General features: G+C 54.9%; 17 protein-coding genes. 1 reads left to right on the top strand and 16 read right to left on the bottom strand.

The window, feature by feature from the left end:
• The first annotated feature begins 114 nt into the window (after positions 1-114).
• On the top strand, positions 115-1,563 hold the full coding sequence (locus tag WC317_02755; protein ID MFA5339053.1) for a SurA N-terminal domain-containing protein: 1,449 nt from the start codon (positions 115-117) through the stop codon (positions 1,561-1,563).
• Here WC317_02755 and WC317_02750 read toward each other — a convergent pair.
• The 16 genes from WC317_02750 to gltB form a co-directional block, all read right to left on the bottom strand.
• On the bottom strand, positions 1,505-2,068 hold the full coding sequence (locus tag WC317_02750; GenBank protein ID MFA5339052.1) for a hypothetical protein: 564 nt from the start codon (positions 2,066-2,068) through the stop codon (positions 1,505-1,507). The genes WC317_02755 and WC317_02750 overlap by 59 nt on opposite strands.
• Positions 2,040-2,507 (bottom strand): nucleoside deaminase, encoded by a 468-nt coding sequence (locus tag WC317_02745; GenBank protein MFA5339051.1) that lies wholly within the window; start codon positions 2,505-2,507, stop codon positions 2,040-2,042. Before WC317_02745 ends, WC317_02750 begins: the two co-directional genes overlap by 29 nt.
• A complete protein-coding gene (locus WC317_02740; protein ID MFA5339050.1) occupies positions 2,504-3,166 on the bottom strand; it encodes a DNA alkylation repair protein in 663 nt (220 codons plus the stop codon). The genes WC317_02745 and WC317_02740 overlap by 4 nt, the downstream gene beginning before the upstream one ends.
• Before the next feature lie 3 nt (positions 3,167-3,169).
• Positions 3,170-3,427: a hypothetical protein gene (locus tag WC317_02735; GenBank protein MFA5339049.1), complete on the bottom strand. Its 258-nt coding sequence runs from the start codon at positions 3,425-3,427 to the stop codon at positions 3,170-3,172.
• Positions 3,428-3,444: 17 nt separating this feature from the next.
• Complete coding sequence (locus WC317_02730) at positions 3,445-4,536, bottom strand: ATP-dependent 6-phosphofructokinase (GenBank protein MFA5339048.1); 1,092 nt, start codon at positions 4,534-4,536, stop codon at positions 3,445-3,447.
• Positions 4,537-4,556: 20 nt separating this feature from the next.
• The gene (gene dusB, locus WC317_02725; GenBank protein MFA5339047.1) at positions 4,557-5,516 is read right to left on the bottom strand and encodes a tRNA dihydrouridine synthase DusB; all 960 of its coding nucleotides are present in this window, start codon (positions 5,514-5,516) and stop codon (positions 4,557-4,559) included.
• Between the two features lie 5 nt (positions 5,517-5,521).
• On the bottom strand, positions 5,522-5,944 hold the full coding sequence (locus WC317_02720; GenBank protein MFA5339046.1) for a pyridoxamine 5'-phosphate oxidase family protein: 423 nt from the start codon (positions 5,942-5,944) through the stop codon (positions 5,522-5,524).
• On the bottom strand, positions 5,941-6,555 hold the full coding sequence (locus WC317_02715) for a nitroreductase family protein (GenBank protein MFA5339045.1): 615 nt from the start codon (positions 6,553-6,555) through the stop codon (positions 5,941-5,943). The genes WC317_02720 and WC317_02715 overlap by 4 nt, the downstream gene beginning before the upstream one ends.
• Before the next feature lie 18 nt (positions 6,556-6,573).
• Positions 6,574-7,080: an NADH-quinone oxidoreductase subunit B family protein gene (locus WC317_02710; protein ID MFA5339044.1), complete on the bottom strand. Its 507-nt coding sequence runs from the start codon at positions 7,078-7,080 to the stop codon at positions 6,574-6,576.
• The gene (locus WC317_02705; GenBank protein ID MFA5339043.1) at positions 7,077-8,606 is read right to left on the bottom strand and encodes an NADH-quinone oxidoreductase subunit C; all 1,530 of its coding nucleotides are present in this window, start codon (positions 8,604-8,606) and stop codon (positions 7,077-7,079) included. The genes WC317_02710 and WC317_02705 overlap by 4 nt, the downstream gene beginning before the upstream one ends.
• Positions 8,603-10,003, bottom strand: coding sequence for a hydrogenase 4 subunit F (locus WC317_02700; GenBank protein ID MFA5339042.1), 1,401 nt, complete (start codon positions 10,001-10,003; stop codon positions 8,603-8,605). Before WC317_02700 ends, WC317_02705 begins: the two co-directional genes overlap by 4 nt.
• 3 nt (positions 10,004-10,006) lie before the next feature.
• The gene (locus WC317_02695) at positions 10,007-10,621 is read right to left on the bottom strand and encodes a hydrogenase (protein ID MFA5339041.1); all 615 of its coding nucleotides are present in this window, start codon (positions 10,619-10,621) and stop codon (positions 10,007-10,009) included.
• 7 nt (positions 10,622-10,628) lie between these two features.
• Positions 10,629-11,504: an NADH-quinone oxidoreductase subunit H gene (locus WC317_02690; protein ID MFA5339040.1), complete on the bottom strand. Its 876-nt coding sequence runs from the start codon at positions 11,502-11,504 to the stop codon at positions 10,629-10,631.
• Between the two features lies 1 nt (position 11,505).
• Complete coding sequence (locus WC317_02685) at positions 11,506-13,332, bottom strand: proton-conducting transporter membrane subunit (GenBank protein ID MFA5339039.1); 1,827 nt, start codon at positions 13,330-13,332, stop codon at positions 11,506-11,508.
• A gap of 117 nt (positions 13,333-13,449) precedes the next feature.
• On the bottom strand, positions 13,450-14,889 hold the full coding sequence (locus tag WC317_02680; protein ID MFA5339038.1) for a glutamate synthase subunit beta: 1,440 nt from the start codon (positions 14,887-14,889) through the stop codon (positions 13,450-13,452).
• Complete coding sequence (gene gltB / locus WC317_02675) at positions 14,882-19,465, bottom strand: glutamate synthase large subunit (GenBank protein MFA5339037.1); 4,584 nt, start codon at positions 19,463-19,465, stop codon at positions 14,882-14,884. Before gltB ends, WC317_02680 begins: the two co-directional genes overlap by 8 nt.
• Between the last annotated feature and the right edge of the window lie 32 nt (positions 19,466-19,497).

Genomic DNA, 19,497 nt, shown 5'->3' with positions numbered 1-19,497 from the left:
GCAAAAAGTTTACTTTATCTTACCATAAATGGGGTTGCCTGTCCCCGGTTTTCCTGTTATAATGTCCTGACTTTATATACCCCCTCGCAACGGGGGTTCCAAGGAGAACCTAAAATGCTCAAACAGATCAGGGAAAACGCAAGGGTGCCTCTTTATATTTTGATAGTGGCCTTCATCGGCCTCTACGCGGTCAGCGGACACGAGACCAACCCGCCGGCCGGAAAGATATTCGGCAGGAAGGTCCCCATAAGCGATTTCCGGAAGGCCTATAACGCCGCGGCGACCCAGCTGAAAATGAGGTACGGCAACCTGCCCGACGATTCGAAAGTACAAAAGGTGGTCGAGGACGAGGCATGGAACAGGCTCATAATGCTCTACGAGGCAAAAAAAGAGCGCATAAAAGTCAGCGATAAGGAGATCGTCGATTCCGTCAAGGAAATAACCGCCTTCAACGACAAGAGCGGCAGGTTCAGCAAGAGGCAATACGAGGAGATACTGAAATACAGCCTCGGCCTCACCCCTGCTGAGTTCGAGGGACAGGTCAAAGAGAACCTGGCGATAGACAAGCTGATCGAAAAACACAGCGGCGACGCGAAGATCACCGACGATGAAGTCCTCAAGGAATATAAATTCCTGAACGAAAAGGCGAAAGCCGATTACGCGTTGTTCAAGACCGCCGATAACCTTCCGAAGGCCGCGGCGGCCGAAGACGAGATAAAGGCCTATTTCGAAAAGAACAAAGAGGCCTTTAAGATACCCGCGCAGGTGAACGCGGAATACATCGCCAAGCCGTTCCCGGACGACAAGGAAGAGACTAAACAAAAGATCAGGAAAGAGATGAAGGATGTCTCCTACGAATTAGCCGCGAACACGGACCTCGCGGCGGCCGCAAAGAAGTTCTCGCTCGCGGTAAAAGAGACGGGGCTTTTTAACAGGGAGACGAATATCCCGACCATAGGATACGACCTCAAATTCGCGGACACCGCGCTCTCCCTTGCCGAGGGCCAGGTCAGCAGCCCCATCGAAACGAAGACCGGCGTATATATAATAAAGATAAAGGAAAAGAAGCCGGAGCGCCAGGCCGCCCTCGCCGAGGTAAAGGATGCCGTCGAAAAAAGTTTAAAGGCGGAGAAAGCTGATGCGACGGCAAAAACCAAGGCGCAGGAAGCCCTGAAGGCGATAAAGGCCTCTATCGAAAAGAAAGAGTCATTCGAGTCGGCCGCGAAAGGGCTGTCGCTATCCGTCAAAAAGACCGACGCGTTCGCGCGCGGACAATATATAGAAGGACTCGGCGTGGCGCCCGAGTTCGCGGAAGCCGCGTTCTCCTTAAAACAGGGCGAGGTATTCGGCGACGCGGTCAGGGTCCATGACGGATACGCGATCGTGAAACAGGATTCGATAGTCCCCATAGACGAGAAGAAATACCAGGAAGAAAAAGATAAATTGAAGAAGATGATGGCGGAGCAGAAGAGATATTTCGCCTCGATAACCTGGTTCAACGAGCTCAGGAAGAAGGCGGATCTCCAGAATAATCTCGACAAGGCGCTGGGACGCAGCCGATAGTCTCGCCCATCACATTTAGCGGCTGGAGGAATTCCAACTCAAGGAGCTTCCAGCCGTTTTCTTCTTTGATGAGCCTCAGCCTGAACTTATCCTTCTCCCCTTCCAGCCCCTGCATTATCGTTTCCGATGTCCCCCCGCCGGTGCGGCCTATTATCAGGGCGACCACTTCCACGTCCGCCTCTGTCTTCGCCGCGTTCAGTTTTATATCGACGCTCTCGATATTTATGAAGACATCCTTATAATACGAGACGAAACCCTTCGCGCCGTAGACAATAGCCGGGCGGTCATTGCCGTATTTGTCCTTGTAGTTGAAGGAGACCATATCCGAGATGCCGAGGATGTTCTTCTTCTCGATACGGGCTTTCCCGGTCATTATGAATTTTTTTATCCGGGCCTGCTCGCCGCCGAAGACTTCCTGGAGGATGTTATAGGCGAAGAAGGCGACCAGGGAGATCGCGACTGCCCAGAGGTAGATCTTAATATAATTTCTTATTTGGAAGTCCATTGAATTTATTGAGGAGTTCGAGGCATTCTTTACGCATATATCCCGGGACAAGTTTTACCCTGCTCTTTCCCAGGGATTTGAGACGGCTGTCGGTTATCTCGAGCTCGTTGAAACCGATCTTTTTGGCGTCTTTCGTCGACGTGCCGTAGATTATCTTATCTATCCGGGCCCAGTGTATCGCGGAAAAACACATCGGGCACGGCTCTGTCGTAGAATAAATAACGCATCCTGAAAGGTCGAAGGTCTTTAATTTGCGCGAGGCAAGACGTATGGCATTCATCTCGGCATGGCATGTCGCGTCATTTTTCAGGACGGAGTTTCGCGCAACGGCAATCACCCTGTTACCTTTGACGATGCAGGCGCCGAACGGCCCGCCGCCCATCTTCTTGAGGTTCTTCGCGGCCTCTTTAACGGCCAGGAGCATGAATCTCCTGCTCATCTATTCTTTAACTCCCTTATCGCGTCCGCGGCGATCCAGCGGGCGGCCTTCGAGTCTATATTATATATCTCTTTGGCAGCTTTAAGCGCGGCTTTCCTGAGTTTCGAGTTGCGCTTGCCGATCTGGCGCAGGGCCCAGTTGACGGCTTTCCTGACGTAATTGCGCTCGTCGGTAGACTCCCTCTTTATTACGGGAAAATAAACCATGAATGCCGCGTCTTTCGCCTTCTTGTCATGGACCGCGAGGCAGGCCATCAGCGCGAAACCCGACCGCTTATAATATTCTTCTTTCTTCCTGCTCCATTCGATGGTCTTCTTGTGGGCGACCGGCGTATAAGAAAAAAGGTTCGAACATACCTGGTCGCAGACATCCCACGAATCGAAATCCTTCGCCCACTTGTCCATCTCTTTGTGCGTGACCTTATCGGGATCGGCTACCATACCGGCGAGGATGCGCGCCTCGTGGATGCCTGATGCCCACAGTTTTTGCGCGAGCGCGTGGTCTTTGCCTGTCTCTTTCGCTATCTTCCTGAGATTTGGTATAGATACGCCGAGGGTATTTTTGGAACTGATGCCGAAGCGCGACATTCCCTCGATATTTTTGGGGTTCGAAAGGGATTTGAGTTTCTTTAATATCTCTTTGGCTGTGTATCGCGGCATGGGTTATTTTTTAAGAGTGATCTCGACGAGTTTCGCGGTGACGCCGGGAATGGCATTAAGCCTTTTGGCGAGTTCCTTCTTTTTCTTGCTGTCACCGACGAGTTCTAGAATTATCAGGCCAACATCGGAGCATTGGTTAAGGACGCCGTCGTGGATGCCGAGGCGCGTCTTCACGAAACAACCGTATTTGGTGAGGACTTTCTGGAAATTCACCGCCGATCTACTGCGGGTGCGCAAAAGCGCTATCAGTATGCTCTTCATCTTCCCTCCTTGGATCCTTAATCCCCGAAGCAGGTCCCGACCGCGCGCGCTGACGCGACGAGCGGATGGTTCCTCGGGACAAGCCTTTTGCCCCCGGCTACTTCACTGAGCGAGACTTTCACAAACTCATTGTTCCTGACCGCGACCATATGGCCGAACGCGCCTTCGTTTATGAAATCCACCGCCCTTGTGCCGAGCTGTGTGGCTAATACGCGGTCGAAAGGCGTGGGCGAACCGCCCCTTTGTAGATGGCCCATCACTACAGCGCGCGACTCGATGCCGCACGCTAATTTCTCGATCTGGCTGCCGAGAACAAAGCTTACGCCGCCGAGCCTGACCGACTCGAAACTCTCCTTTACCACCCTCTTTACTACAACATCCCCGCCCTTCGGCTTCGCGCCTTCGGATATCACTATTATGCTGAACCTCTTTCCCCTGCGGTGCCTATCTTTTATCTTTTTGACGACCACATTGATATCGTAGGGGATCTCGGGGATGAGTATGATATCGCCGCCGCCGGCAACCCCGGAGTGCAGGGCTATCCAGCCCGCGGTCCGCCCCATGACCTCTATTATCATCGCGCGATGATGCGATTGCGCGGTCGTGTGTATCCTGTCTATGCCTTCGGTCGCCACCCATACGGCCGTATCGAAACCGAACGTGATGTCGGTGCCGAGGATATCGTTATCTATCGTCTTAGGGACACCGATTACCGGGATGCCGTCTTCATAAAGCCGATAGGCTATGCTTAGCGTCCCGTCCCCGCCGATAGCCACCAGCGCGTCGGCTTTCGAGTTCTTAAAATTATTTATGGCTCTCTTGTGGTAATCCTTGAAGGTGACCTTGCAGCCCTTGCCTTCTATGGCGTAACGGTAAGGGTTGGCGATATTGGACGTGCCGAGTATCGTGCCTCCCAGGGTGAGGATACCCGAGACATCGGAATTATCGAGTTTCTTGAAATTGTTTTCAACGAGGCCCTTGTAACCGTCCTTGATCCCCACGACCTCGCGCCCCTCGCCCATGGCTTTTTTAGCCACGGCGCGTATGACCGCGTTCAGGCCCGGGCAGTCCCCGCCGCCGGTAAGTATCGCTATCCTTTTTGGTCTCATATTAGCCCTTCCTTATTAGATTATATGTTAATTTCGTTTATTATATCAAGCATTTCTTTCTTTGTCTCAGCGGCGCATGCTTTTACGCGCAGCGGGCGGACGTTATCGAGCCCCTTGGTATACCAGCAGAAGAATTTCCGGAAGAACGGGATGCTCCTCTTCGCGCCGAAGCATTTGACCGAGGCATTGAGATGACTAACCATCGTCTTTATTATGACCTCTTTTGACGGCCTTTCCGGCACAGAGCCATCCTTAAGATAAGCCTCTACCTCTTTGAACAGCCATGGGTTCCCCAGCGCGCCGCGCGCAAGGAGTATCGCGTCGCAGCCGGTCTCATCGAACATCTTCTTCGCGAGCGGCCCTGACAAGACGTCGCCGCTTCCGATGACCGGGACCCTGACGGCGCCTTTTACCTTCCTTATTATGCCGTAATCGGCCTGGCCGCCGTAGAGCTGGTTGCGCGTCCTGCCGTGGATGAATATTGCGGCCACGCCCGCGTCCTCGGCATGCAAAGCCGCATCCGCGGCGTTTACGCTATTCTTGTCCCAACCGGAGCGAAGCTTGACCGTGACCGGCCATTTCGATTCCCTGACGAGTATCTTAAGGAGGCGTTTTAATTTTTTCAGGTCTTTAAGAAGGGCGGCGCCCTCTCCCTTTGCGGTGACCTTTCTCTCCGGGCAGGCTGCGTTGAAATCGAGGATATCGAACCTGTATTTATGGAGTTTTTCTACCGCGCGGTTAAGATATTCGGGCTCGTTCCCGACGAGCTGGATGCCGAGCGGCCTGTCGCCTTTCGCCGATCCGAGCATCTCGAGCGCCTTGACATTGCTGTAGCTTAACGAGCGCGCGTTGACCATCTCGGTAAATGCGAGCTCGGCGCCGAACTTGCGGTTGAGCATGCGGTACGGCAGGTCGGTTATGCCCGCCATAGGGGCGAGGATGAGGCTGGACTTCAGGTTGAGCTTTCCGATCGTCAGCATAAGTATCAGTCGGAGATCTTGACGTATTCCTTGGGCGCAAAATTCGTCCCGAACGTCCAGACGCAGGCGCGGCAATCCGTTATCCTGAAGGTCACTATCAGATCGAGGCCGAGCTCCTCGACCCAGGGTTTCAAAAACGGCCTTGCCGCGACGATCTCCCTCTTCAGGTTATCGTCGTATATTATGACGGCCTTGCCCTTCACCCTGACCTGCGTGTTGGTATTGGGATCGAAGAAACAGGCCTCGACCAGGGGGTTGTCGCAGACCTGCTTGAACAGGTCTTTCAAATTACCGGTGTGGAATATTATCCCTTTCTCGTCCGCCCGGTACGCCATCATGCCCCTGACGTGGGGCTGGTCCCCTTCGGTTGTGGCGAGATGGCAGACGAGATTCGCGTTGATGAACTTGATAATATCTTCTTTTGTCATTTTTCAATATACCTCACGACATATTCCAGCGATTTTTTCTTGGGGCCTTCCTGTTCTTTGGCCGGATAACCGACTGGGATGACCGCCATAAATTCCCCTTTTGCCTCACCGAAGAACGACAGGATCTCATCTTTTATCAAGAACAATATCCCGAGCCATACGCTGCCGAGGCCGAGGGAGGTCGCGGCGATAAGCAGGTTCTCGACCGCCGCGGAAGAGCTTTGTATCTCCATCGTCCGGAAAAAATCCTTCGCCTTGTCTTTTTCTATCTTGAACAGTTCTGTCCCGCGGCTTATCAGCGTGCCCGTGTTCATGACCGCGATGACGACCGGAGCGTTGCTTATGCTCCTCGCCGCCATACGGAGTATGGAAGAGGACGGCTTCGGGAATCCCGGGGACTTATCCACAACGAGCTGGGCCAGCTGCTGCTTTTTCTCGCCGCGCACGACGATGAAACGCCACGACTGCTGGTTATGCGCCGACGGCGCCTTATTCGCGGCGTCGAGCACCGCCTTAATAAGGGAATCGTCGACCGGCCTCTCCAGGAATTGCCTGACGCTGTGCCGGCGATTGATAACTTTTAGAGTATCGTCCGAATGGCGGTCTTCCATATCACCAACGATTATACTCTATGCGCTTAGAAAGTCCAAGAGTGATTTTATTATGGCAAGAGGCGACGGCGGGCAGCCGGGGATATGCAGGTCTACGGGAAGTATCTCTTTTACCCCGCCGGCGACGTAATATGAATCCTTGAACGCGCCGCCGTCGAGGGCGCAATCGCCCAGGGTTATGACGAATTTCGGCTCGGCCATCGCATCGTAGGTCCTGCGCAGCGCCAGCGCCATATTCTTCGATACCGGTCCGGTCACGAGCAGCGCGTCGGCATGGCGCGGGGACGCGACAAAGTCGATACCGAACCGCTGGATATCATAAATGGGGTTCGTGGTCGCGATTATCTCGGATTCGCAGCCGTTGCATGAACCGGTATCGACCTCCCGTATATGGAAAGACCTGCCGAACCTCTTTTGTATCCGCGCTTTTAATTCTACGCCGAGCTTATCGGCCTCATCGGCGTCTTTCCCTACCGGGATGGTGACCATCCCCTTGATCATTCTGTTCTTAAATATATTTTTCATAGGTCATTCCCCGGATACGATAGGTCGAAGCTCTTATTGCACAGAGGGAAATCGGGGATGATATTCCCCAGGACCGCGAAACACAACCCCTGCCAGTTATGGAAAGACGGGTCGACTATCTTGCATCTCTCTATCCGGCCTGAGGCGCCTGTCTTTATCCAGAAGAGGACCGGGCCCCGCCAGCCTTCGGCATGGCCGATCCCGCAGCCCGCCGCCGGTTCGATCTTCTTCGCGGGCGATGTGTCGCCCTGGTTCATGATCCTGACAAATTCTTTTATGAGGCGCGCCGATTCGGAGGCTTCCCGCAGGCGCAGGTTAAGGCGGGCGAGGACATCGCCCTCTTCCTCTTTTATGAGGTTGAAATTCGCGGCGGCGTAAACGCCGGGAAAAGTATTCCTCAGGTCCATCGGGATGCCCGACGCGCGCGCCGCGAGGCCGACTATGCCGAGGTCTGCGGCGGTCTTCTTCTTTAATATGCCTGTCTTATCGACCCTGTCCATGAAGGATATGCTTGATTTGAGCATGGCCTTGAGCTCTTCGAGGTCCTTAGATATCCCGGCAAGCGAATCCGCCAGGGCCATCCTCTCGGACCCGCTCAGGTCCCTGTTCACTCCGCCTACGGTATTTACGCCTTTGAGGTACCTGCTGCCGGACATCTTCTCGTTGAGGGCAAGGATCTTTTCTTTTACTACCGAGGCGAACGCGTTCGGGAAACTGAAACCCACGTCGAGGGCCATTCCCCCGATATCGTTCGCGTGGTTATACATCCTCTCAAGCTCGAGGAATATCGCCCTTATGTACTGCGCCCGTTCCGGGACGCGTATACCGTATATCTTCTCTACTGCCGAGCAATATGCCGTGCTGTAAGCGAACGCGGAATCGCCTGAGACGCGCTCGGAAAAACAAACAGCCTCAGCCGACCCGGCCGAAGGCATACCTTCAAAGATCTTCTCGACCCCGCGATGGGTAAACCCGAGCCTCGCCTCAAGATTTATTATCGGTTCACCGGCCGCGCTGAACCTGAAATGGCCCGGGCCGATTATCCCGGCATGGACCGGGCCGACCGGCACCTCGAAGATGCCTTCTCCTTCGACTTTCCTGAATTTGTACGAACCCTCGGCTTTCCGCGCGCGCTCCGGAGGGGTAAAATCCTTGCGCAGGGGATAAAATCCCTCGGGCCAGACCTCCTCGTGGAGATTGAGCCTTCTCAGGTCGGGATTCCCCCGCGGCTCGATCCCGAACATCTCCCTTATCTCCCTTTCGAAGAGGGACGCGGAAAATATGTCTTTTGAGACCGACTCGAATGCGGGTCCGTCCTGGGGCAGGTACATCCTGACAAATGCCCACCTCTTATCCGCCGCGTCGAGGAAGGCGCAATAGACCGCAAATGATCCCTTCTCTTTCCTCTCGTCGACCGCGAAATACATCATCACAGGAGAAGAAAGTTTTTTGTGGAGTTCCAGGCACTTGCTCCTGAACTCTTCCGGTTTTACGTCTATATATAATTCATCCCTGAAGCCCATCATGCCCCTCTTATTATCTCTATCGCCGAAGTAATAAGCCCGCTGAAAAGCGCGGGCAGCTTGAACCCGAGCGCGCATATGAATAACAGCAGGAGTACGAACGCCATCTTCCCGCTCAAGGGTTCGCCGGAGACCGGCATATCCTGCGGCTTCTTTCCGAAGGCTATTTTACTTATATGGTGTATGACCGCGCCGAATATTATCGCCAAAAAGAGCAGGAAGAGCGCCGACTGGAGATAAAGCCCCTGCCCGAAACCCGAGATGAGTATCATCACTTCGCTGAAAAATACCGAGAACGGCGGGGAACCCGTCAGGGCGAACGCGCCTATTATCAGCATGATGCCGGTAAAAGGCATGGCGTTTAGCACTCCCCTTATCGCGCCCATCTCGCTCGTCTTATATTTTTTCACCACATTGCCGGCGCTGAAGAACATGAGTGATTTCGTCACCGCGTGATTGAATACGTGGAAGAGCGCGCCGAAAAGCCCGAGCGCGCCGCCCATGCCCAGGCCGAAAGTTATGACGCCGATATGCTCGACGCTGCTGTACGCGAACAGGCGCTTGATGTCCTTTTGGACGATCACGAACGCCGCGGATACGCCGAGTGAAAGGAGCCCGAAGAAGATAAGCAGCCCGTCCGAATATGACGTGCCGATGCAGATATTTATTATGGAAGTGAACCTGATTATCGCGTAGATAGCCGTCTTAAGGAGCACGCCGGAGAGGAGCGCGCTTATCGGCGCCGGCGCCTGGCTGTGCGCGTCAGGGAGCCAGGTATGCATGGGCGCGAGGCCGGCCTTGGTCCCGTATCCGACAAGGATGAAAAGGAACGCGACCTTCAACACCTTCGGGTCGAGCTTTCCCGCCGCGTCCATCATGTCGGTCCAGTTCAGGCTCGATATCCCCCCGTCGCGCGAGGCGGTATAATAAAATAATATCGTCCCCAAAAGGGCAAGCGTTATGCCTACCGAGCATATTATTATATATTTCCAGGCCGCCTCGATGGATCTCTTGTTGTTGTAGAAACCCACCAGGAACGCGGAAACGAGGGTCGTCATCTCGATCGCGACCCAGAGCATGCCGAGGTTATTCACGACCGTCACGAAATACATAGTGAACGCGAAGAGATTAAAGAGCCCGTAATAGGCGCCCGCCTTCCTCTCCTTTATCGTCCCCGCCTCGACATCCTTCTCCATATAGCCTATCGAATAAAGCGCCGCAGCAAGGTTAACTACGGATATCGTAAGGATAAAGAAAGCGCTCAGCGCGTCGATATAGAAGAAATCAAAACCGCTGACCGGACCTTCCTTTAGCACATACGAGGCAAGGAATACAGAAGCGGCCGATATCGCGAGATGCAATACCGCGTTGATGACGCCCAATGCCTTTATCCTATTCATTCGTCAACCTTTCAGCTCAGTGAGCTTGTCCACGTCTATATGCGTGAACAGGCTGTTTATCTTATAGACGAAAATACCGAGTATTATCACCGCGAGGAAGACATCGAAGAATATCGCTATTTCGACTATGAACGGCATCCCGCCGGAGACACTGGCTGCGGCGAGGAACATCCCGTTCTCCATTATGAGCAGGCCGGCTATCTGGGCCAGCGCCTTCATCCTGAATATCATGATAAATAAGCCGATGAGCGTTATCGAGATAGAGACGAAGAACGCCGGAACACCGGCTATCATCCCGGTGAACGCGTACGCCAGGTAAGCCAGCACGATGGCTGCGAAGATCGAGACGGTCGGGTTCGCGGAAAGCCCGAGATCTTCGCTCACTTTTATCCTTTTTACCACCCTGTGCAGCATGCGCGGTATCAATATGACTTTTATCAGGAAGAGGAGCGCGGCGACTATATATAATTCCGTCGAATCGGCCCTGCGCGCCAGCACTAACATAAAAAGGAACAGGAATAGCGACTGGGCGCGGAAACCGTTTATCAGGGCGGTCACCCGTTTCGCCGCGACCATGGCGAAGGCCATCATGAGTATCGCGAATAAGGATATATTCATGAACATATCAGTACCCCGCCGCGGAGACGATGACCGCCATTATCGAGAGGACGAACGCGAAGCTCAGGAAATCCACGGCCCTGAACAGCCTCATCTTAGCCACCGATACCTCTATCAGGCTCACCGCTATGATGATCGCCGCCATCTTGAGGGCGAAATCGCCCCACGGGATGACGACCGCGGCTATCAGGGAAAAGAACAATATCTGCTTTATGTGCGAGGCCAATTCTATAAGGGCGAGCGGCCTGCCTGAATATTCCAGGACCATCGCCTCGTGTATCATCGTCAATTCCAGGTGGGTCTCCCGGTTATCGACCGGGATGCGCGAGGTCTCGGCGATAGTCACTATAAAAAGCGAGAGCGCCGCGATGATGGATGACAACCGCAGAACGGCAGGCGCGCTGACCGACGCCAGGTTCGTCGAACCCGCGTTGAGCGAGACCGCGAAGATCGACAGCAAGGCCACGGGCTCCACGAATGTCGATATGAACATCTCCCGCGATGAGCCCATTCCGCCGAACGCGCTCCCCGCGTCGAGTCCGGCGAGGGCGATAAAGAACCTGCCGAGCGCCAAAATAAATATTAAGGAGAGGAAATCGCCCATATTGGAGAACGAAAGCGCCGGCGAGAATACAGGCACGAGCGACAACGCGCACACGGATGAGGCAAGGACGACAAACGGCGCGGCCCTGAATATCCACGACGTAGTATCCGATACGACCTCTTCCTTCGCGAAAAGCTTAGCAAGGTTATAATACGGCTGGAATATGCCGGCGCCTTTGCGCATCCTGATATTATTCTTTATCTTCCTTATTATGCCGCTAACGAGAGGCGATAAAACGATGAGCATCGCGACCTGGATGAAGATAAGCGCGGTTTTCATGTCAGGGCCTCCCCATAAAAATAACAAGCGCCAGTATCGTGACAAAAATATAGGCGATATAGACGTGGATGCTGCCCGGCTGTATACGCTTCATCGCGTGCGCCGTCTTGACGATAAGGTTAAGCGCAGGCTCGTATATATAACGCCTGAAGACAGGGGTGGTAAAGACCTCGTACTTGAATGATTTTACGTGATAGAACGATTCCCTTATCTTCTCTGTCTTGCTGTACGGCCGTAAAAAGAAACTGAACGCTATCCGGAACGGCTTTGAAAAGGCGGTCGCGGTATATTCTGTCCTTGAGTCCAGGTCGTAATAGCCGCAGCCCCATGTCTTTCCCTCGCAAACGCGCTTGCGTCCGGTACGGACGAGGGCCAAGCCGGCGCCGGCTGCGAATATAAGCGCAAGGGTTATGAGCGGGACCGAAAGATATGTTCCAGGCTGCGGCGCGAGCGTGAAATTATTCAGGGTAAAGCTCATGCCGGAGGTTTCGATGCCTGTCGCGCAGCCCGAGACGACGACCAATATCTTGATCATCACCGAAGCCGCAAGCCCAAGGATGACCGTAAATATGGACATGGCTACAAGGGCTGATTTCATCGAAAGCGATACCTCTTTTGCCTCCCTCGCGCGGTCGCTCCTCGGCATCGCCAGGAACGTAATGCCGAAGGCCTTCACGAAACACGAGGCGGCAAGGCCGCCTGTCAGGGCGAGCATCGCCGCGCATACGCTTAAGAATATCTTATAGCTTCCCGCCGAAGCGAGCGCGCCAAAAAAGAACGCCTGGAGGGTAAGCCACTCGCTCACGAACCCGCTCAACGGAGGCAGCGCCGATATCGCCATCGCGCCGACAAGGAATGTCGCCGCGGTCCACGGCATCAGCTTTATCAGCCCGCCGAGGTCTTCCATATTGCGCGTCCCGGTAGCTTTATAGACTGCGCCCGCGCCCAAAAATAAAAGGCCTTTAAATACAGCGTGGTTAACCAAATGATACAGGCCGGCGCAGAGCGCGAATACGGCAAGGACCGGATTTCCCATTTTAATAAAAACCATCGAGGCGCCGACGCCGAGAAGGATGATCCCGATATTCTCGACGCTGTGATAGGCCAGGAGCTTCTTCAGGTCATGTTCCATAAGCGCATAAATGACGCCAACGAGGCACGAAACTATCGCGACGACCAGCACGAGGTTGCCCCACCACAACGAATTGACGCCGAGGATAAAGATGATGAACCTGACCATCCCGTAGATGGCCGTCTTTATCATAACACCGGACATTATGCTTGAGATGTGGCTGGGCGCCTGGGGATGCGCGTAAGGAAGCCAGATGTGAAGCGGCACGATCCCCGCCTTCGTACCGAACCCTATCAATAAGAAGATAAAAACGATATCTTTTATGTTACCGGGCATCGAGAGGCAGGCCTGTTTGAACGCGGAAAATTCGAACGACCCGGCGTACTTGAAAATAATAAGGAAGGCCGCGGTAATAAATGCCGTCCCGATGTGGGTCATGACTATGTAGATAGTGCCTGCCTTCACTGATTTTTCATGCTTGTGGTCGAAGACGACGAGGAAATACGAAAGGAGCGACATCAGCTCCCATGCGACGAGGAAAAGAAAGGCATTGCCGGCCGTGACTACGAGCGCCATAGACAGGACGAACGCGGCCATAAGCGACCACGCGAGGAGCGTCCCGCCGCGTGAATGGTCCCCTTTTAAGTAGCCTATCGCGTAGACCGCCGACGGCACCGAGACGAGCGCTATGACCGCCAGGAAAAACAAAGACAGCGGGTCAAATAGTAATGTAAGACCTATTTTGAGATATTCCATTTACGTTTTTTTGTTAGTTAGAGGTAATGCTGGCAGGAGCTTCGGTTCTTCGCTGCAGTATTACTTGACTGTTGTAGGTGGTATTTTACGGCAAAATGCGGGGATTGTCAAGACGGCTCAAATGGCCGGCAGGCGGGTGGAGCCCATGAGGTATTTGTCGATGGAGTGGGCGGCGCGGCGGCCTTCGGAGATGGCCCAGACGATGAGCGACTGGCCCCTCCTCATATCGCCTGCGGCGAAGACATCTTTTACCGAGGTAAGATAATGCTCGTCGGTCTTTACGTTCCCGCGCGGGTCGAGCTCGACGCCGAGCTGTGAGATGAGCCCTTTCTCGGGGTGCATAAACCCGAGCGCGAGGACGACAAGGTCCGCTTCTATCTCAAATCCGCTTCCCGGGACGTCTTTTATCATCATGCAGCCTTTATCGTCACGGCCTATCTCGACCTTTACGCAGGAAAGTTTCTTGACCTTTCCGCCGGCGCCCTCAAACTTCTTGGTCGAGACCGACCAATAGCGTTCGCCGCCCTCCTGATGACTCGTAGTTGTCTTCAAAAGCATCGGATATTTCGGCCACGGAAAATCCTTTGTGCGGCATTCCGGAGGCTGGGACAAGAGCTCTATCTGGACGATGCATGACGCGCCCTGCCTGTGCGCGGTGCCTACGCAGTCAGCGCCTGTGTCACCGCCGCCGATAACGACAACCTTCTTACCCTTCGCGTCGATGAGCTTTCCGGAAGGTACCTTGATTCCGGAAACCCTATTATTCGACTGGACGAGGAAATCCATCGCGAAATGTATTCCGCCCAGCTCGCGGCCGGGTATCTTGAGGTCGCGCGGGAAGCGGCTCCCGCCGGCAAGCACGATCACGTCGAAATCCTTCTTCAGTTTGGACGTTTTATAATCGGCGCCTACATCAGCGGATGTCTTGAATTCTATCCCCTCTTTCTTCCATATCTTTATGCGCCTGTCGAGGACGGATTTGTCGAGCTTGAAATCGGGTATGCCGTAGCGCAGTATTCCGCCTATCTTGTCGTCCTTCTCGAATACCGTGACTTTATGCCCGGCTTTATTCAACTGGTCGGCGCAGGCAAGGCCTGACGGTCCGGAACCTATGACGGCGACTTTCTTGCCGGTGCGTTTTTTCGGCGGGTTGGGCTTGAGCCCTCCCTCTTTGAAAGCATATTCTATAATATCGAGCTCGTCTTCCCGTATAGTGACAGGGTCATCGTTTATCCCGAGGACGCACGCGTATTCGCACGGTGCCGGGCAGATCCTGCCGGTTATCTCGGGCAGGTTATTCGTCGCGCCCAGGACGTCTATTGCCTTTTTCCATTGGCCGCGAAACATCAGGTCGTTCCACTCCGGTATATAATTCCCGATCGGGCAGCCCCAATGGCAGAACGGCACTCCGCAGTCCATGCAGCGAGAGCTCTGGTCTTTCGACTTCTCCTCCGGGCGCAGGACAGCCACCTCTCTGTAATCCTTTACGCGCTCGCATACCTCGCGGTAAGATGAGGCCTCCCGTTTTATTTTCAGGAATCTCTTTGTATCAACCATCGCTTACCTCTTCGAAGAGCACGTCCTTCCTCATGAGCCTGCCTTCAAGGGCGCGCTTGTATTCCACCGGCATGACCTTGATGAAATGCCTTATCTCGTTGTCAAAATCATCAAGAACGGCCTTCGCCTTGGCGCTATGCGTATACCTGATATGGTTAGAGAGGAGCTTCTGTATGGTCGCCGTATCCTCCCCGTCGAGGGCTTCGAACGCGATCATCCCCATGTTGCACCTCGTCTTGAATTCCCGGTCTTCGTCGTAGACGTACGCGATGCCTCCGGACATCCCGGCCGCGAAGTTGCGCCCGGTCTTCCCGAGGATGACGACGCGCCCGCCGGTCATATATTCGCATCCGTGGTCGCCCACACCCTCGATGACGGCGTAGATCCCGGAGTTGCGTATGCAGAACCTTTCGCCGGCGACGCCGCAGATATACGCCTCGCCTGAAGTGGCGCCGTAGAAAGTGGTATTGCCTATGATGATGTTTTCCGGGGCCTCGAAAGCCGACGCCTTCGGAGGATAGACAATGATACGCCCGCCGGAAAGACCTTTGCCGACGTAGTCGTTGGCCTCGCCCTCGACCTCGAAGACTACGCCCCTGGACAGGAACGCGCCGAAACTCTGGCCGGCGGTCCCGGTAAATTTATAATGTATCGTATCGTCCGGAAGGCCCTTCTCCCCGTAACGGCGCGCTATCTCGCCGCTTAACATTGCGCCTACCGCCCTGTCCGTATTCTTTATGGAAAGGTCGGCCTTGACGTGGTCCTTATTATCGAGCGCCGGCTTCGCGCTTTCGATAAGCTTAAGGTCCATTACCTTGTCGAGGCCGTGGTCCTGTTTCTTACCGCAGCGCGTTCCGACATAAGAAGGAACCTGCGGTTTATATAATATCCTCGAAAGGTCGACGTTCCTGGCCTTCCAATTCAATATGCCGGTATTCATCTCGATGAGCTCGGTGCGGCCTATAAGCTCGTCGAGCTTGCGCGCCCCGAGTTCCGCCATGATGCCGCGGACTTCTTCGGCGACAAAATAAAAATATCTCTGGAGATATTCGGGCTTGCCGGCGAACCTCTTACTGAGGTCCTCATCCTGCGTGGCAACGCCGACCGAGCAATTGTTCAAATGGCAGTGCCTGAGCATGACGCAGCCTAAAGTGATGAGCGCTGCGGTCGCGAAACCGTATTCCTCGGCGCCCAGGAGCGCCGCTATAACGACGTCGCGGCCGGTCCTCATCTGCCCGTCGGTCTGCAGGCGCACGCGGCTCCTCAGGTCGTTTAAGACCAGCGTCTGGTGCGTCTCGGAAAGCCCGAGCTCCCACGGCAGGCCCGCGTGCTTTATCGAGCTCAAAGGCGACGCGCCGGTCCCGCCGTCACCGCCGGATACGAGTATCATATCGGCATGGCCTTTGGCGACGCCGGCCGCGATAGTGCCCACTCCCATTTCTGAAACAAGTTTTACGCTTATCCGCGCGCGCGGGTTCGCGTTCTTTAAGTCGAAGATAAGCTGCGCTAAGTCTTCGATCGAATAGATATCATGGTGCGGCGGCGGCGATATAAGCGTGACTCCGGGCGTCGAATGGCGGACCTTCGCGATGACCGGGCTCACCTTATGGCCGGGCAGCTGCCCGCCCTCTCCGGGTTTCGCGCCCTGGGCGATCTTTATCTGCAATTCATCGGCGTTGGTCAGGTAGTTTATCGTGACGCCGAACCTGCCGGATGCGACCTGCTTCGTCGCGGAACGGAGGCTGTCGCCGTTAGGCAGCGGCGCGTAACGCGCCGGGTCCTCGCCGCCTTCGCCGGAATTTGATTTTCCGCCGAGGCGGTTCATGGCTATGGCCATCGTCTCGTGCGCGCCCCTGCTTATCGAACCGAAACTCATCGCGCCTGTCACGAAACGTTTTACTATCTCAGATACCGGCTCGACCTCGTCAAGCGGGATTGGTTTCGCGCCGGGCTTGAATTTCATAAGGCCGCGCAAAGTGCAGAGGTTCTTCTCCTGGTCGTTTATAAGCGCGGCAAATTTTTTATACAGCTCCGGGTCCTCAAAACGGGTGGCATCCTGGAGCGCGGCGATGGACTCGGGATTCCAGAGATGGAACTCGCCGTCGCGCCTCCACTGGTAAAGGCCGCCGTTGGGAAGGTGAGCCGGGCCGGATTCCGTCTCCGGGAACGCCTCGCCGTGCCTCTTTATGACCTCCTGCGCTATCTCGTCGAGTCCTATGCCCTCGATGCGCGAGGCCGTGCCGGTAAAACATTTTTCGATAAGGCCGCCGCTCAACCCGACGGCCTCGAATATCTGCGCGCCGCGGTAGCTCTGCAGCGTCGATATGCCCATCTTCGACAGGATCTTCAGGAGCCCGTGGTTTACCGCGTCGGTATAGTTCTTGCGCGCGGAGCTGGCCGCGAGTTCCGGGTCAGGGAAAGCGATGACAAGGTCCTTCTCCCTGATCATCTTCTCTATCGTCTCGTAGGCCAGATAGGGATTAATACAGCCCGCGCCGTACCCGAAGAGAAGCGCGAAATGCGCGACCTCCCGCGGTTCGCCGCTCTCGATTATTATGCTCGCCTGTGTACGCGTCTCTTTGCGGACAAGGTGATGGTGGACGGCGCCGCACGCAAGGAGCGCCGGGAGCGCCGCAAACTTACCGTCGACTCCCCTGTCGCTTAATATGATAAAGGTGCAGCCGCTCTTGACGGCCTTGTCGGCTTCGGCGCATATCCTATCCAGCGACTTTTTGAACGCTGCTTTTCCTTTTTTCGCCTCGAAGAGCGTCGAAATAGTCTTAGCCTTAAATGTCCCGTTGCGGATATGGCGGATCCTCTCGATGTCCATATTCGACAGGATGGGATTATTGACTTTGAGCCTGTGACAATGGCCCGGGGTCTCGTCGAGCAGGTTCTTCTCGCTGCCAAGATACGTGTTAAGGGTCATGACGAGCTCTTCGCGTATCGGGTCGATGGGCGGGTTGGTGACCTGCGCGAATAACTGTTTGAAATAATCGTAGAGCATCCTGGGCCTGGTCGAAAGGACCGCAAGCGGGGTATCGTCGCCCATCGAGCCGGTAGGCTCGTTGCCGTCCCCTGCCATGGGCTTGATTATCCTGCGGAGGTCTTCCTTGGAATAACCGAACGCCTTGAGGGCCGGGGCCAGGTCCTTCTCGTGCCAGACCTTAAAGGAACGCGGGAAAGGCACGTCCTCGAGTTTCTCCATATTCTCATCGAGCCACCTGCCGTACGGCTTTAGGTTTGATATCGACGATTTAAGCTCCTCGTCGCCGATTATGCGCCCGGCATGGGTATCGATCAGGAACATCCTGCCGGGCTGGAGCCTGCCGTTGACCGCGACCTCTGCGGGCGGGATATCGAGGACGCCGGCTTCGGAGGCCATCACGACGAGGCCGTTCTTCGTGATAACGTAACGCGCGGGCCTGAGGCCGTTTCGGTCGAGCGTTGCGCCGATAAATTTTCCGTCGGTGAAAGCTATGGCCGCCGGGCCGTCCCACGGCTCCATAAGGCAGGCGTGATATTCATAAAAGCGCTTTCTCTCCTCGCCGATCTGGTCGTTACCCTGCCATGCCTCGGGGATGAGCATCATCATCGCGTGAGGAAGCGAGCGGCCGCCCAGGACCAGCAGTTCCAGCATATTATCCAGCGAAGCCGAGTCGCTGCCGCCCGGGACTATGACCGGGAAGAGTTTCGTTATATCCTTGCCTAATACGCCGCTCTCGAGCAAGCCCTGCCGCGCCTTCATCCAGTTGATATTGCCGCGCAGGGTATTTATCTCGCCGTTATGCGCGAGGAAACGGAACGGCTGCGAGAGGTCCCAGGCCGGGAATGTGTTCGTGCTGTAGCGCGCGTGGAAAAGCGTAAATGAGCTCTCCAGCGCACGGTCTTTCAGGTCAGGGAAAAAATCTTTTAGCTGCGTCGACATCAGGAGCCCCTTATAGCTCAACGTGCGCGACGACAGGCCGGAAATATAAAAGAAAGCTTTTTGCCTTATGGTCGAGCCGCGGACAAGGTTTTCGACCCTTTTCCTGGCGATATACAGCTTCCTTTCAAAAGCAAGTTCGCCGGCGATGTCAGCGGAACGCCCGACAAATACCTGCTTTATGATAGGTTGGGATTCCTTTGCGGTCTTTCCGATGGCCGAATTATCGACCGGGACTTCGCGCCAGCCGAGGAATATAAGCCCTTCCTCCTCGGAGATCTTCTTGAAATTATCTTCGCAGAATTTCCTCTCTTTGCCGTCGGCCGGCAAAAAGACAAGGCCGATGCCGTAATCGCCGGCATTGGGCAGGCGGATACCCGCCTTCGAACATTCCTTCAGCAGGAACTCGTGCGGCACCTGTATCAGGATGCCCGCGCCGTCGCCTGTCTTCGGGTCGGAGCCGGTGGCGCCGCGGTGCATCAAATGCTCCAAAGCGAGGATCCCTTTGGCCACGATATCATGCGACTTGCGGCCTTTGATATCGCAAACGAATCCCACGCCGCAGCTGTCGTGCTCGAACCGCGGGTCGTAAAGCCCCTGTTTCTCGGGCAGGCGCTCAAATGCCATTTTATTCCCTGCTTTTTTATTCATTTGCGTAATCAGTTGTACTACAGAAGACGAAA

The sequence above is a fragment of the Candidatus Omnitrophota bacterium genome, assembly GCA_041653595.1.
Taxonomy (GTDB): domain Bacteria; phylum Omnitrophota; class Gorgyraeia; order Pluralincolimonadales; family Pluralincolimonadaceae; genus Pluralincolimonas.
The sequence above is the reverse complement of the archived record's forward strand: the minus strand, read 5'-3'. Positions and strand labels throughout refer to the sequence as shown.

Coding starts and splice junctions, on each gene's coding strand:
- WC317_02755 (MFA5339053.1), top strand. CDS start 115: ATGCTCAAACAGATCAGGGAAAACGCAAGGGTGCCTCTTTATATTTTG.
- WC317_02750 (MFA5339052.1), bottom strand. CDS start 2,068: ATGGACTTCCAAATAAGAAATTATATTAAGATCTACCTCTGGGCAGTC.
- WC317_02745 (MFA5339051.1), bottom strand. CDS start 2,507: ATGAGCAGGAGATTCATGCTCCTGGCCGTTAAAGAGGCCGCGAAGAAC.
- WC317_02740 (MFA5339050.1), bottom strand. CDS start 3,166: ATGCCGCGATACACAGCCAAAGAGATATTAAAGAAACTCAAATCCCTT.
- WC317_02735 (MFA5339049.1), bottom strand. CDS start 3,427: ATGAAGAGCATACTGATAGCGCTTTTGCGCACCCGCAGTAGATCGGCG.
- WC317_02730 (MFA5339048.1), bottom strand. CDS start 4,536: ATGAGACCAAAAAGGATAGCGATACTTACCGGCGGCGGGGACTGCCCG.
- dusB (MFA5339047.1), bottom strand. CDS start 5,516: ATGCTGACGATCGGAAAGCTCAACCTGAAGTCCAGCCTCATCCTCGCC.
- WC317_02720 (MFA5339046.1), bottom strand. CDS start 5,944: ATGACAAAAGAAGATATTATCAAGTTCATCAACGCGAATCTCGTCTGC.
- WC317_02715 (MFA5339045.1), bottom strand. CDS start 6,555: ATGGAAGACCGCCATTCGGACGATACTCTAAAAGTTATCAATCGCCGG.
- WC317_02710 (MFA5339044.1), bottom strand. CDS start 7,080: ATGAAAAATATATTTAAGAACAGAATGATCAAGGGGATGGTCACCATC.
- WC317_02705 (MFA5339043.1), bottom strand. CDS start 8,606: ATGATGGGCTTCAGGGATGAATTATATATAGACGTAAAACCGGAAGAG.
- WC317_02700 (MFA5339042.1), bottom strand. CDS start 10,003: ATGAATAGGATAAAGGCATTGGGCGTCATCAACGCGGTATTGCATCTC.
- WC317_02695 (MFA5339041.1), bottom strand. CDS start 10,621: ATGAATATATCCTTATTCGCGATACTCATGATGGCCTTCGCCATGGTC.
- WC317_02690 (MFA5339040.1), bottom strand. CDS start 11,504: ATGAAAACCGCGCTTATCTTCATCCAGGTCGCGATGCTCATCGTTTTA.
- WC317_02685 (MFA5339039.1), bottom strand. CDS start 13,332: ATGGAATATCTCAAAATAGGTCTTACATTACTATTTGACCCGCTGTCT.
- WC317_02680 (MFA5339038.1), bottom strand. CDS start 14,889: ATGGTTGATACAAAGAGATTCCTGAAAATAAAACGGGAGGCCTCATCT.
- gltB (MFA5339037.1), bottom strand. CDS start 19,465: ATGAATAAAAAAGCAGGGAATAAAATGGCATTTGAGCGCCTGCCCGAG.